Annotated in this window: 10 protein-coding genes; 2 read left to right on the plus strand and 8 right to left on the minus strand. The window is 69.0% G+C overall.

The window, feature by feature from the left end; all coding sequences use genetic code 11:
* Window positions 1-45: 45 nt before the first annotated feature.
* From ACFVH5_RS19015 to ACFVH5_RS19025, 3 genes are all read right to left on the minus strand, one after another.
* Window positions 46-957, minus strand: coding sequence for an ADP-ribosylglycohydrolase family protein (locus tag ACFVH5_RS19015; protein WP_385834816.1), 912 nt, complete (start codon window positions 955-957; stop codon window positions 46-48).
* Between the two features lie 132 nt (window positions 958-1,089).
* Complete coding sequence (locus tag ACFVH5_RS19020) at window positions 1,090-1,749, minus strand: histidine phosphatase family protein (protein ID WP_385834817.1); 660 nt, start codon at window positions 1,747-1,749, stop codon at window positions 1,090-1,092.
* A gap of 156 nt (window positions 1,750-1,905) precedes the next feature.
* Window positions 1,906-2,511, minus strand: coding sequence for a YdbC family protein (locus ACFVH5_RS19025; RefSeq protein ID WP_384798679.1), 606 nt, complete (start codon window positions 2,509-2,511; stop codon window positions 1,906-1,908).
* 153 nt (window positions 2,512-2,664) lie between these two features.
* Between ACFVH5_RS19025 and ACFVH5_RS19030 the strand changes: the two genes are divergently transcribed.
* Window positions 2,665-3,198, plus strand: coding sequence for a TerD family protein (locus ACFVH5_RS19030; protein ID WP_385834818.1), 534 nt, complete (start codon window positions 2,665-2,667; stop codon window positions 3,196-3,198).
* Window positions 3,199-3,319: 121 nt separating this feature from the next.
* Here ACFVH5_RS19030 and ACFVH5_RS19035 read toward each other — a convergent pair whose 3' ends face one another.
* Both ACFVH5_RS19035 and nrdR read right to left on the minus strand, forming a co-directional pair.
* Window positions 3,320-6,214, minus strand: coding sequence for a vitamin B12-dependent ribonucleotide reductase (locus ACFVH5_RS19035; protein ID WP_385834819.1), 2,895 nt, complete (start codon window positions 6,212-6,214; stop codon window positions 3,320-3,322).
* Between the two features lie 153 nt (window positions 6,215-6,367).
* Window positions 6,368-6,916: a transcriptional regulator NrdR gene (gene nrdR, locus ACFVH5_RS19040; protein ID WP_385834820.1), complete on the minus strand. Its 549-nt coding sequence runs from the start codon at window positions 6,914-6,916 to the stop codon at window positions 6,368-6,370.
* 527 nt (window positions 6,917-7,443) lie between these two features.
* Here nrdR and lexA point away from each other — a divergent pair.
* Window positions 7,444-8,226 carry a transcriptional repressor LexA gene (gene lexA / locus ACFVH5_RS19045; RefSeq protein WP_189774560.1) on the plus strand — a complete coding sequence of 261 codons (783 nt, stop codon included), beginning with the start codon at window positions 7,444-7,446 and terminating at the stop codon, window positions 8,224-8,226.
* Between the two features lie 167 nt (window positions 8,227-8,393).
* On the opposite strand, the gene ACFVH5_RS19050 is transcribed toward lexA, so the two are convergent.
* From ACFVH5_RS19050 to ACFVH5_RS19060, 3 genes are all read right to left on the minus strand, one after another.
* Window positions 8,394-10,451 (minus strand): ATP-dependent DNA helicase, encoded by a 2,058-nt coding sequence (locus ACFVH5_RS19050; protein WP_385834821.1) that lies wholly within the window; start codon window positions 10,449-10,451, stop codon window positions 8,394-8,396.
* Window positions 10,452-10,551: 100 nt separating this feature from the next.
* Window positions 10,552-12,453, minus strand: a complete 1,902-nt coding sequence (locus ACFVH5_RS19055) for an IucA/IucC family protein (RefSeq protein WP_385834845.1) — start codon at window positions 12,451-12,453, stop codon at window positions 10,552-10,554.
* Window positions 12,454-12,933: 480 nt separating this feature from the next.
* Complete coding sequence (locus ACFVH5_RS19060) at window positions 12,934-13,941, minus strand: GNAT family N-acetyltransferase (RefSeq protein ID WP_385834822.1); 1,008 nt, start codon at window positions 13,939-13,941, stop codon at window positions 12,934-12,936.
* Window positions 13,942-13,962: the final 21 nt, after the last annotated feature.

The raw sequence follows: 13,962 nt of genomic DNA on the forward strand, positions 1-13,962 counted from the left end.
GAGCCGTTCTCGTGCTCTGCCGAACGGCCTCCGACCATCCAGCGTCTAGAGCGCAGCTGCCGGTGACAGCCAGTCCGGCAGCGCCTCGGTCCGCTCCAGCCACTCCGCGGGAGGTGCCCCGGCCGACCCGGCGGCCACAACGCCTCCGACGATGGCGCAGGTGGTGTCCATGTCGCCGCCGACCTGGGCGGTGGCCCAGATGCCCTCTTCGTAGTCGCCGAGGGCCCGCGCCGCCGACCAGAGTGCGAACGGCACCGTGTCGTGCGCGGTCGTACGTCGGCCGCAGCCGAGGACAGCCGCCACCGTGGTCGTGTCCCCGTAGTCGAGCATGTCCCGGGCGCGCCGCAGACCCGCGCCCACGGCGCTGCGCGGCACGAGACCGATGACGCCGTCGAGCAGCGCGGCGGGCTTGGGTGGGCCGCCCGGTGCCGCGGCCAGCGCGGCGGCGGCCGCCACGGCCATGGCTCCGACGACCGCTTCACGGTGCTGATGCGTGGGGTACGCCGAGATCTCGGCCTGGTGGGTGGCCTGCTCCGGATCGTCCGCGTACCAGGCGCCCAGCGGAGCGATCCGCATCGCCGCGCCGTTGCCCCACGAGCCCTGCCCCTTGAAGAGGGCCGAGGACAGTTCGCGCCAGTCACCGCCCTCCTTGATCTGCCGCAGCAGCCGGTCCACCGCGGGTCCGTAGTCCCGGTCGGCGTCGTGGCGCTCGGCGAAGGAGCGGGCCAGTTCGTCCTGGTCGACACGGTGACGGGCGGCCAGAGTGGCCACTACGGAGGCGGCCATTTCGGTGTCGTCGGTCCATTTCCAGGGGCCGGGCGGCAGCGCGCGGTCCTGGAGCAGCGGATAGTTCGCGGGCACGAAGAACTGCGAGCCCAGCGCGTCCCCGACCGCCAGACCGCGCAGGCTGGCCAGGGCGCGGTCGAGGCGCCCGGCGGGAGAGGAGTCAGCGGTCATCGCCCTGCCACTCTAGTTCGTTTCTCACGGATTACGCACAAAAGGTGACAGGTTGGTACGAAAGATAGCCACCACTAAACAACGGGCGACGGACGCAGGATCCGACACCACCCAGGTGCCCCCACGAGCCCATCACCCAGTAGCCCCGTACGACTCCGGATCCCGCCAGCGTTCGAATGGACGGTCGATCGCGTAGCGGCCGTCCTCCCCCAGGACCAGCATCCGCATCTCCGCGTTCCCGGGGTTCGACAGCGACTCGAACTCGGCGACCGTCCAGTGGAACCAGCGCATGCAGAACAGCCGCATGGCCAGACCGTGGGTCACCAGGAGCACGTTGGGCGGGTGGTCGGGCGCCTCGAAGCTCCGGAAGAGGCTCTCCAGGAAGTTGCCGACCCGGTCGTACACATCGGCGCCGGACTCGCCCTGTGCGAAGCGGTAGAAGAAGTGCCCGTACGCGTCGCGATAGGCCTTCTGGAGACGTACGTCGTCCCGGTCCTGCCAGTTGCCCCAGTCCTGCTCGCGCAGCCGGGGCTCCTCGCGGACGCGGACCTGGCCGGGGTCGAGATGGAAGGACCTGAAGGTCTCGTGCGTGCGGCGGTACGGGGAGACGTAAACGCTTACCTGCTCGCGGCCGAAGACCTCTCTGAGCCGCTTGCCCGTCTCCTCCGCCTGTCGCCACCCCTTCTCGGTGAGTGCCAGAGCGTGGTCGGGTTCACGCTCGTAGACGGAGTCATCGGCATTGCCCACCGACTCGCCGTGCCGGACAAGAACGATGCGCCGTGGACGTGCCATACCGGAACCCTAGATCGGGTCACCCCGGATCGAGCACTCGTACGGGCTTCATACGTCACAGGTCACACAAATCGTGGCCTCATGAGACGCCCTCGGGCGCCCTCGGACGTCGTCAGAGCGCCGTCTGATCACTGTCAGGACGCCGCCAAGACGCCATCAGACGGTCCAGGTCGGTTCCAGCTGGACTATGTCCCCCGTGAGCGCCACGACGTCCGCCTCTATCTGGGCCCGCAGGGCGAGCCGCTCCACCCGCTCGGCGCGGTACTTGCCGTGCTCGGCGGCCGACTTCCACATCGACAGGACCAGGAACTCGGGGCCGGGCGCCTCTCCGAACAGGCCCCGCACCATGCCGGGCGAGCCGGCCATCGCCGGGTTCCAGACCTTCTCCTGCATCAGCGCGAAGTGCTCGGCACGCTCTTCGTGCACACGGCAGTGCGCCACCCGCACGAGATCGGCCTCCGTGAAGCGCGGCTCGAAGCCGGTCTTCACGTCGAAGCGATGGTCGAAGAGCGTGGCGTACTGGTCCTTGAAGGTGCCCGACTGGGACGCGGCCAGCCGGTCATGGGAGCGCGCCATGAAGGAGTCGTAGAAGGCACGGCTCTCCCAGAAGGCGAAGATGTGGGCGACTCCGGGCCTTCCCCGGCTCCAGCCCCCGCCCTGCCCCCGGAATCCCGGCTCCCCCAGAAGTCCCGCCCATTTTCGCTGTCCCCGTTCGAAACCGCGGCGGTCCACCACGGTGCAGCGAATCCACTTGACCAGCACGGCGCCATCGTAAGGCCCAGGAACGTGGCGTCGGTCACGGTCGGGCGCACTGCATCCGCGCGAGCGCCCCCGTGTGCGTGGCACGATAAGCAACACGCCTCACCTGCCCGGCAGTTGAGGCGGCCGACGCAGGGGCACCAGGAGGGATGTGCGGTGAACGGCCTCAACAAGGGCATCAGCAAGGTCGAGGTCTCGGTGAAGTGGGACCCCAGTCCCACCGGCGAACCGGCCATCGATCTCGACATCGTCGCCGCCACCTATCTCGCGACCGACACTCAGGAAAACCCCGACTACGTAGTGCACTTCGGCAGCCGTTCCCCGGACGGCACCATCTACCTCAACCGGGACAGCAAGGACGGCAAGGGCTTCGGCTGGGACGAGGTGATGACCCTGGAGCTCAGCCGTCTCAACAAGCGCTACGCGCGCGTGATGGTCGGCGTCGCCATACAGCAGCGCACCGGGCGGCGCACGTTCGTCGGCGTCACCAATCCGGCCCTGCGGATCCGCGAGGGCTACACCGTCCTGTCCGAGAACGACTTCGGCGGCGTCCTCGGGGCCACGGCCACCACGGTCGCCGAGTTCGTACGTGACGACTCCGGAGAGTGGACCTTCCGTCCCGCCGTCCGGGGCTTCGACGCGGACCCGGCGACCTTCGCGAGGATCATGGGCAACGCCGACGCGTCCTGAGGCCACGCGGCTCTCTCACAGGCGCACGCTCACGCTCACGCACTGAAAGTACGCGGACGCGCCGAAGGGGCGGTACAGCTTGTGGCTGTACCGCCCCTTCGGCGTGTGGGTCCGCCAAAGATCAGCTGCAACCGCTGGTCGAACCGCAGCCCTCGCAGATGTAGCAGGAACCGGCCCGCTGCATCTTGGTACCGCAGGAGAAGCACAGGGGGGCGTCCGCCTGGATGCCCAGCTGCATCTCCACCAGTTCGGCACTGGTGTGGGCCTGCAGCGGAGCGGGCTTGACCGCTTCGACCTCGGCCTTCGGCGTGACGACGGCCTTCAGCTCCTGCGCGCGGGGCGCGGACTGGGCCAGCCCCTCGACGTCGACCTCTTCCTCGCCGGCCTCGTACGAGCCCGTCTCCAGGTGTCGCTGCCGCTCGTCGGCCGAGTGGATGCCGAGGGCGGAACGCGTCTCGAAGGGCAGGAAGTCGAGCGCCAGGCGGCGGAAGATGTAGTCGACGATCGACTGCGCCATCCGCACGTCCGGGTCGTCCGTCATACCGGCCGGCTCGAAGCGCATGTTGGTGAACTTGGAGACGTACGTCTCCAGGGGGACGCCGTACTGCAGGCCTACGGAGACGGCGATCGAGAAGGCGTCCATCATGCCCGCGAGGGTGGAGCCCTGCTTCGACATCTTCAGGAAGACCTCGCCGAGACCGTCGTCCGGGTAGGAGTTGGCGGTCATGTAGCCCTCGGCGCCGCCGACCGTGAAGGACGTGGTGATGCCGGGACGGCCCTTCGGGAGGCGCTTGCGGACCGGGCGGTACTCGACGACCTTCTCGACCGCGGTACGGATGGTGTCCTCGGCCTTGGCCGTGACCGCGACCTTCTCCTTCTCCTTGGTCTTCGCGGAGAGGGGCTGGCCGACCTTGCAGTTGTCGCGGTAGATCGCGAGCGCCTTGACGCCCATCTTCCACGCCTCGAAGTAGACCTCTTCGACGTCCTCGACGGTCGCCGTCTCCGGCAGGTTGACCGTCTTGGAGAGCGCGCCGGAGATCCACGGCTGGATCGCGGCCATCATGCGGACGTGGCCCATCGCGGAGATGGAACGCTCGCCCATGGCGCAGTCGAAGACCTCGTAGTGCTCGGTCTTGAGGCCCGGGGCGTCGATCACATTGCCGTGGTCGGCGATGTGGGCGACGATCGCCTCGATCTGCTCCTCCTGGTAACCCAGGCGGCGCAGGGCCTGCGGGACGGTGCCGTTGACGATCTGCATCGAGCCGCCGCCGACCAGCTTCTTGAACTTGACCAGCGCGAGGTCGGGCTCAAGGCCGGTGGTGTCGCAGGACATCGCGAGACCGATGGTGCCGGTCGGGGCGATGACCGAGGCCTGCGCGTTGCGGAAGCCGTTCTTCTCGCCGAGACGCAGCACGTCCTGCCAGGACTCCGTGGCGGCGGCCCAGATCGGCGTGTCCAGGTCGTCCACGCGGGGGGCCACGGCGTTGGCGTCGGAGTGCTGCTTCATGACGCGCTGGTGCGGCTGAGCGTTGCGGGCGTAGCCGTCGTACGGGCCGACGACCGCGGCGAGCTCCGCGGACCGCTTGTACGAGGTGCCGGTCATCAGCGAGGTGATGGCGCCGGCGAGGGAGCGGCCGCCGTCGGAGTCGTACGCGTGACCGGTGGCCATCAGCAGGGCGCCGAGGTTGGCGTAGCCGATGCCCAGCTGGCGGAAGGCGCGGGTGTTGTCGCCGATCTTCTGCGTCGGGAAGTCCGCGAAGCAGATCGAGATGTCCATCGCCGTGATGACGAGCTCGACGACCTGCGAGAAGCGCTCGACGTCGAAGGACTGGCGGCCCTTGCTGTCGTCCTTCAGGAACTTCATCAGGTTCAGCGAGGCGAGGTTGCAGGACGTGTTGTCCAGGTGCATGTACTCGCTGCACGGGTTCGAGCCGTTGATACGGCCGGACTCCGGGCACGTGTGCCAGCGGTTGATCGTGTCGTCGTACTGGATGCCCGGGTCGGCGCAGGCCCAGGCCGCCTCCGCCATCTTGCGGAAGAGGTCCTTGGCGTCGACCTCCTCGATGACCTCGCCGGTCATGCGGGACGTCAGCCCGAACTTCTCGCCGTTCTCGACGGCCTTCATGAACGTGTCGTTCACGCGGACCGAGTTGTTGGCGTTCTGGTACTGGACGGACGTGATGTCGTCGCCGCCCAGGTCCATGTCGAAGCCCGCGTCGCGCAGGGCGCGGATCTTCTCCTCTTCCTTGACCTTGGTCTGGATGAAGTCCTCGATGTCGGGGTGGTCGACGTCGAGGATGACCATCTTGGCGGCGCGGCGCGTGGCGCCACCCGACTTGATCGTTCCTGCGGAGGCGTCGGCACCACGCATGAAGGAGACGGGACCCGAGGCGTTGCCGCCCGAGGAGAGCAGCTCCTTGGAGGAGCGGATCCGGGAGAGGTTCAGGCCGGCGCCGGAGCCGCCCTTGAAGATCATGCCCTCTTCCTTGTACCAGTCGAGGATCGACTCCATGGAGTCGTCGACGGCCAGGATGAAGCAGGCGGAGACCTGCTGCGGCTGCGGCGTGCCGACGTTGAACCACACCGGCGAGTTGAAGCTGAAGATCTGGTGCAGGAGGGCGTACGCCAGCTCGTGCTCGAAGATCTCGGCGTCGGCGGGCGACGCGAAGTACTTGTGGTCCTCGCCGGCCTTCCGATACGTCTTCACGATGCGGTCGATGAGCTGCTTGAGGCTCACCTCGCGCTGCGGAGTGCCCACGGCACCCCGGAAGTACTTGCTGGTGACGATGTTGACCGCGTTCAACGACCAGAAGTCGGGGAACTCGACGCCACGCTGCTCGAAATTGACCGAGCCGTCGCGCCAATTGGTCATGACGACGTCACGGCGCTCCCAGGACACCTCGTCGTACGGGTGCACGCCCGGGGTGGTGTGGATGCGCTCGATACGCAGTCCCTTGGTGGCCTTGGTGCCCTTCGCGCGGGAACCTCGTGCCGGACCGCTCGCCGTCTCTGTCATGCCGCCTCCCTGTATCAGGCTAAAACGCCCTGAAGTGCCTCGTTCTTCCCGGGGCACGGTGTGTGTTCTGGCATTGCTAGCGCCGCCTACGCGTCCGCTGGCAACAGGTATGTGGTCGCCGCCGATCGGCAGGGCCGGTGCCGGCCCTTCTCGTCAGTCGGCGTGTGCGGGTACGGGGACTTCGACAGCCTCTCCGGACCCGCGGTCGCTCCCTTGGCACCCCTCGCACACGTCTTCGTCGGCCGTGGCGGGGCCCTGTGTCTCTTCCCTGAGTTCCGTGATGGCGGCCTCGAAGTCCTCCAGCGAGTCGAACGCCCGGTACACGGACGCGAACCGCAGGTAAGCGACGAGGTCGAGCTCCTGCAAGGGGCCGAGTATGGCCAGTCCCACGTCGTGGGTGGTCAGTTCGGCACTCCCGGTGGCCCGCACCGCCTCCTCGACCCGCTGGCCGAGCTGAGCGAGTGCGTCCTCCGTGACGGGCCGACCCTGGCACGCCTTGCGCACACCGTTGATGACCTTCGTGCGGCTGAACGGCTCGGTGACACCGGACCGCTTCACCACCATGAGGGAGCACGTCTCCACGGTCGTGAACCGACGGGAGCAGTCGGGACACTGACGGCGCCTGCGGATCGACGTGCCGTCGTCCGTCGTACGGCTGTCGACCACACGGCTGTCGGGGTGCCTGCAGAAGGGGCAGTGCATCGAATCCAACCCTCCTCGCACAGCACGACTCGATAGCCTCGGCAGGCCCTTGAGCCCCTCGAAGCAGCCCCAAGCATAGGCGATGACCTAGGACCTGGAAGACCGGGGGACCACAACTTCTGGGCCGCTGTGGAACTCGGACCACTATATGTAGGGCCTGACCCGAATTTCACGCTCTACGCGCGTGTCGCACCCGTATTGGCATGTGCCGCGCGTCCATTCCGGCGGGGAGCGTACGGGGATACGGTGTGCGGCAGCGGTACGGGGGCCGGTTCCCGATCCACGGAACGCCTGATGGCAGACTGACCTTCGCCCCGCTCCGACCCACAAGGCCACGGCATCGGCGGCGAAGAGTACGAGAAAAAGCGGCACCGAGCACCTTCGTCCGGCCCGTGCGGCGGTAGCCATACACCCAGACGCGTGATCACGTAAGGCCATTCGCGTTTTTTCACTCGAACGTGTGTTTGGCGCAACCTTTCGAAAGCAACTACCGTTGTCCAGCAGGGAGACGAACGAGAGGGGCCGACGTGACCACCACCGCAGACAGTGCCACCATCACTGCCCAGGACCGCTCCCAGGGCCGATTTGAGCCGGTGCAAGCCATGAATGAAACCGCGAACCAGGAGGGGCCCAAGCCCGCCCGCTCCCTGCCGGGCCGACCTCCAGGCATCCGGGCGGACAGCTCCGGACTCACCGACCGGCAACGCCGCGTCATCGAGGTCATCAGGGACTCCGTCCAGCGGCGGGGATACCCACCGTCCATGAGGGAGATCGGGCAGGCCGTCGGCCTCTCCAGCACCTCCTCCGTGGCCCATCAGCTGATGGCACTGGAGCGCAAGGGCTTCTTGCGCCGCGATCCGCACCGCCCCAGGGCCTACGAGGTCCGCGGATCCGACCAGTCCACCGCACAGCCCACCGACACGGCCGGTAAGCCGGCGGCGTCGTACGTGCCGCTCGTCGGACGGATCGCCGCCGGTGGTCCGATCCTCGCCGAGGAGTCGGTCGAGGACGTCTTCCCGCTGCCTCGGCAGCTGGTCGGCGACGGTGAGCTGTTCGTGCTGAAGGTCGTCGGCGACTCGATGATCGAAGCCGCGATCTGCGACGGCGACTGGGTGACCGTCCGGCGCCAGCCGGTCGCGGAGAACGGCGACATCGTGGCGGCCATGCTGGACGGTGAGGCGACGGTCAAGCGCTTCAAGCGCGAGGACGGCCACGTGTGGCTGCTGCCGCACAACTCCGCCTACCAGCCCATCCCGGGTGACGAGGCGACCATCCTCGGGAAGGTCGTGGCGGTGCTCCGGCGGATCTGAGGATCCACCCCTGACCGGGCCCCGGGACCTCTGCGCCGGTTCCGGGGCCCTGCGTTGTCTCCCGCGGAGGCCCATGGGTTTCCCGCGGAGGGCTGCGCCGGACCGCTGTACACGCCGCAGGGGCTGCTCCACCGGCTATCACCGGAGGGAGCAGCCCCTGAGTCCGTTCAGGCCTCCTCGGCCGCCACAGCCTCCTGGGCGGTCTCGGCCTCCCGGACCGTCTCGATCTCCCGGACCGCTTCGATCTCCCGGGCCGCCTCGGCCTTCCGCGCCTTCTCGTCGATGGCTGCCAGCGACCGCCGTGCCTGGTTGCGGTCCGTCGTGTACCAGAAGTCGGGCAGCGACGCCTTGAGGTAGTTGCCGTAGCGCGCTGTGGCGAGCCGCTGGTCCAGCACGGCGACCACACCCCGGTCCTCCGTCGCCCGTACGAGGCGGCCGGCGCCCTGGGCCATGAGCAGGGCCGCGTGCGTGGCCGCGACGGCCATGAAGCCGTTGCCCCCGGCGTCCTCTACCGCCTTCTGGCGGGCACTCATCAGCGGGTCGTCGGGGCGCGGGAAGGGGATCTTGTCCATGACGACCAACTGGCAGCTGGCGCCCGGCACGTCCACGCCCTGCCAGAGCGACAGCGTGCCGAACAGACAGGTCTTCGGGTCCGCGGCGAAGTTCTTGATCAGCTCGCCGAGCGTCTCCTCGCCCTGGAGCAGGATGGGGAACTCCGGGATGCGGGAGCGCAGTTCCTCCGCGGCGAGCTGGGCGGCCCGCATCGAGGAGAACAGGCCGAGCGTACGACCACCGGCCGCCTGGATCAGCTCGGTGAGTTCGTCGAGCATGTCTCCGCGGTCGCTGTCCCGGGCGGGTCTGGCCAGGTGCTTCGCGACGTACAGGATGCCCTGTTTGCCGTAGTCGAAGGGGGAGCCGACGTCGAGACCCTTCCAGAGCGGGATGTCCTCCCCCTGGACGCCTTCCGGGGACAGGCCGAGGGAGGCGCCCACGCCGTTGAAATCCCCGCCGAGCTTCAGCGTGGCCGAGGCCAGGACGACGGAGCGGTCCGTGAAGAGCTTCTCGCGCAGCAGGCCCGCCACCGACATCGGCGCGACCCTCAGGGACGCCCCGAAGCGGTCGTGCCGCTCATACCAGACGACGTCCCACTCGGAGCCGTTCGTGATGCGCTCCGCCACGTCGTGGACGCTCTCCACGGAGGCGAGGGCCTGCTTGCGGACCGCGTCCTCGTCGGTGACGGACTTGTCGCGGGTCGCCCCGATCCCCGAGATCACCGTACGGGCGGCGTCACGCAGGGCCATCAGCGCGTACCCCAGGTCCTCCGGGACCTCTTCAAGGCGGCCGGGCAGGGCCAGCTCCATCAGCCGCTCGAAGCCCTCGGCGGCCGTCTGGAGCTGATCGGCGGCCTTTTCGTTGACGAGCTTCGCCGCCCGGCGCACGGCGCGGTTGACCTGGCCGGGGGTCAGCTCGCCGGTCGCGACTCCGGTCACCCGTGAGATCAGTTCGTGGGCCTCGTCGACGATCAGCACCTCGTGCTGCGGGAGGACGGGGGCGCCTTCGATGGCGTCGATCGCGAGCAGCGCGTGGTTGGTGACGACGACATCGGCGAGCTTGGCGCGCTCACGGGCCGCCTCGGCGAAACACTCCGCTCCGTAGGCGCACTTCGAGGCGCCGAGGCACTCCCTGGAGGAGACGGAGATCTGCGACCATGCCCGGTCCGAGACGCCGGGGGTGAGGTTGTCGCGGTCCCCCGTCTCGGTCTCGTCCGACCACTCCCGCAGCCGCAGCAGGTCCTGACCCAGCTTGCTGGTGGGCGCGGCCGCCTCGAACTGGTCGAAAAGGCCCTCCTCCTCGTCCTGCGGCGCTCCTTCGTGGAGACGGTGCAGACACAGGTAGTTCGACCGGCCCTTGAGCATCGCGAACTCGGGTCGGCGGCGCAGCAGCGGATGCAGGGCGTCCACCGTGCGCGGCAGATCCCGCTCGACGAGCTGCCGCTGGAGCGCCAGGGTGGCGGTCGCCACGACGACCCGCTCCCCGTGCGCCAGCGCGGGAACCAGGTAGCCGAGCGACTTACCGGTGCCGGTGCCCGCCTGGACCAGCAGATGGGAACCGTCGTCGATGGCCTGCGCGACGGATTCGGCCATGGTCACCTGGCCAGGGCGCTCCGTACCGCCGACGGCTGTGACGGCGGCGTGCAGGAGTTCGGGGAGTGAGGGCTCTGTCATAGCCCGACCACCCTACGGGTCGGCACCGACAACCGGGTGATCGCGGCGGTGGAAGGGGATGTGATCAGGACGCGTACAGGGGCGTCGGTGCTGTGGGTGATCACGACTGGTGGAGAGGGTTCGGGACGGTGCCGTGCACGGCGGCGTGCGGGCGCTGCGGCCGGTCCCGGTAGCCGTCGAGGTGCAGCCGGTTGCGGTTGAGGCAGAGCCGCTCGATACGGGGAGTGAGCAGGTCGAACGTCTCGTAGCGTTCCTTGAGCTCCGGGAAGAGCCTGTGGTGGCGAAGGATCTCCGCCCGGACGAGTGACCAGAACTCGTCCTCGCGGACGCCCAGTTGCTCCTGGCACAGCGGGGCCAGATAGCGGAAGACGCCGACGAAGAGCCCGGAGTGGATGAACTGGGTGAGGAAGGCGGCCGGCTCCGTGAGCAGCACGGCCCGTACGTCGTCGGGCATGGAGGCGTGCTCGGGAAGCCGCTCGGCGCTCACGTTCACGTCGTCCACGAAGTCCTTCACCGCGAGCCGCACCGGTACGTCGTGGTCGTCGAAGACAACGATCGCGTTCTCGCCGTGTGGGCTGAACACAGTGCCGTAGCGGTAGAGGAAGTGCAGCAGGGGCGGCAGCAGCGCGGCGAAGAGGCGGCGCAGCCAGCTGCGCGGATCGAGGCCCGAGCGGTCGACCAGCTCCGCAGCAAAGGCCCGGCCGTCGGGGTCGGTGTGCAGGAGAGCGGCGAGCGTACGGGCGCGTTCGCCGGGCGCGAGATGCCGGGAGAGCGGCTCGCGCCAGATCGCGCCGAGCAGTTCTCTGTACTGGTACGGGACTTCCGGCAGCGCGTCGTACACCGGGTGCCCGACCGTCACGGACGCGACCTCGCCCAGCAGGATCACCCCGCAGGTGTCGTGCAGAAAGGGATCGGTGTCCCGCAGTCCGTGCATCCAGGCCGTGACGGCGGGGGCCGCGAGCGTCCGTTCCGTAGGGAGCCCACGCCACACGAGGGTGTTGAGGACGGACAGCGGCAGTTTCACCGTGTGCCGGTCAGGACGTGAGGTGTTCAGGAACGTACGGATCGACTGCTGGGGCAGACGGAGGTCGCCGTCCGGGGGCAGGGGGACGATGGCTCCCGCTGCGACGGAAGGCGCGAAGAGCGGCAGCACGACGTCGTTCCACTGCCAGGGATGCACGGGCAGATAGAGGTACGACTCCGGAGTGAGCCCCCGCGCGCGCAGTGCGGTGTCGTACGACTTACGGACGGCAGGGTCGAGCTCGCGCGCGTAGAGCTGGTCGGCGCTGTCCAGGCCCTCGACACCCCGGTAGGTGGCGAGCGAGGTGTGGACGGCGATCCACGGCAGGACCGTCGCCCTTCGGCCCTCGGGCGCCCACTGGGCGGCGTCCGTCGCGGAGAAGCCGAGTCGGCCCTTGTTGAGGACGATCCAGGGATGACCTGTCTGGTGGCCTTCCAGTTCCGCGTACCCGAGATCGGCGAGGCGGGCGGCCGGGAGCGCGGTGTGGTCCAGCCGGGCGTCCGCGGCGAGTGTCGTCGACAGTTCGCGGATGACGTGACCGAGGGTGGCGCCGTCGAGATGGAGCACGGCACGGGCGCGGGTGAGGAAGTCGAGGGGGTCGGTGTAGGGCCGCTGGTGTGGGGGCGGTGCGGGGGCGCCAGGTGTTGTGGGGGTGAGGTCTGAGGGCTCGGTGGAGGTTTTGGGGTCGACGGGGGGCGTTGACTCGGAGGGGGCCGTGAGATCGGAGGTCGCGGGCTTGGTGGTTGGTTCGGTTGCGGCGGGAGGTGCGGCTTCGGCAGCGAGTACGAGCGGGGCGGTGTGTGCGGCTTCGGTCTCGGGTTCGGCCCCGTGCTCCGCTGCAGGCTCGGTCACGGGCTCGGTCACGGCGGCGCGTTCGGCGGAGAGGGCTGCGGTTGTTCCGGCCGCTTCGGTCAGGGTGAGTGACGACGGGTCCACCCGCCAGCTGTCGTACGCACCACGGCGGGCGCGGAAGGCGAGGATGCCACCGGCATCGAGGCGGAGTGTGTAGGAGCGCTCGCCGTCGGGGGCGGCGCCGGTCGGCTCGGTCCCGGATGGGGGCGTGGCCGAGCCCTGGGGCTCGGGGACGGGTGGCGTGGTGGGTGGTCGCTGCGCTTCCGTATCGCGTGGCGAATCGTCTCCTCTGGGGCCCCGGGACCCGTCGGCAGCCCCGGCGCTGGAGGGATTGGAAGGGCTGGAAGCGCTGGAAGAAGCGCCTGTCACCGCCGTACCGCCGGCGCGGTGCACAGCCGGTTCCGGCAGCAGGATCTCCTCGTGCGCGAACTCGCCGATCATCTTCGCGAGCAGGCGACGTCCCGCCTCCTCCCATCTTTCCGGGCTCAGTTCCGGCGGGTCGTAGAGACGGGACGGCTCTCCAGGAGCCGGGGCGGCGGACGGGTTCGGCACAGGGACTCCTCGACTGGGAACCTGATGGGGACGAGCGGTGTACTAAAAGTGACGGCGCTACAACAGATCGCGCAGGGCCCGGTCTCGGACCATGAGGGCTGCCTTCTTGTCGGGCAGCTCGACCTCGGCGGAGAACCGGAAGCCGGCGCTCAGGAAGGCGGACACGGAGGGGGTGTTGCGAAGGTCGGGCTCTGCGACGACTCGTGCGCAGGAGGGACGACGGTCGAGGACGAGGTCGGAGACAGCACGGAGCAGGATCGTGCCGAGTCCCCGCCCGCGATGGGCTACGCCGCCGATGAGGAGGTGGATTCCGGTGTCGTGCAGGCGGGCCGGGTAGTGGCGGGCCAAAGGGTCGAGATCCGCTCGGTAGATCTCCCAGTAGCTCATCGGTGTGCCGTCCAGCATGCCGAGACAGGGGACGCTGCGTCCGTCACCGTCGAGCTGGGCGCGCAGGTGGTCCTCGGTCGCCGTACTGGGGCCGGCGAGTTCCCAGAAGGCGGCCACGGCAGGGTCGTTCATCCAGCGGCTGATCAGCGGAAGGTCACGGGCGAGGTGTACGGGGACCAGGTGGAAGGCGCCTACGGCGGTGGCCGTCCGCCCCCAGTCAACGACGCGGTCGAGCAGGTCCTCACCGGCTGGGGTGAGGGGCCGGGCAGGTCTCGTCCCGCACGGTGCCGGGTACTTCGTCCTGCCGTGTTGCGGGTGCGTCGTCCTGCCGTGATGTTCGCCGCTGCCCTGTTCTCCCGGGTCCAGTTTCCCGGGGTCCTGTCTCCCGGGGTCCTGTTTCCCTCCGCCTAGCTCCCCGGGGTCCTGTTCCCCGCCGGATGACTCCCCGCTGTTCGATTCCCCACCAGCCGTCCCGGTCACCTGGGCTGCTTCGGCGCCTTGTACGAAGAGCGCGAGGAAATCGTCGGGCAGGCGCAGGTCGAGGGTGTCCGCGTTGCCGGAGCTGTTCGGGCTGCCCGCGCCGCCCGGGTTGCCCGCAGCGGGGCCCGTTTCGTTCCGGGCGACAGCGCGGTGGGTGGTATCGGCAGCGGCGTCGGTGCTCGCATCGGGGGGAGGCACGGCGACGCTCCTCTCAGGAGA

This window comes from Streptomyces sp. NPDC127119 (assembly GCF_042677425.1).
Lineage (GTDB): Bacteria > Actinomycetota > Actinomycetes > Streptomycetales > Streptomycetaceae > Streptomyces.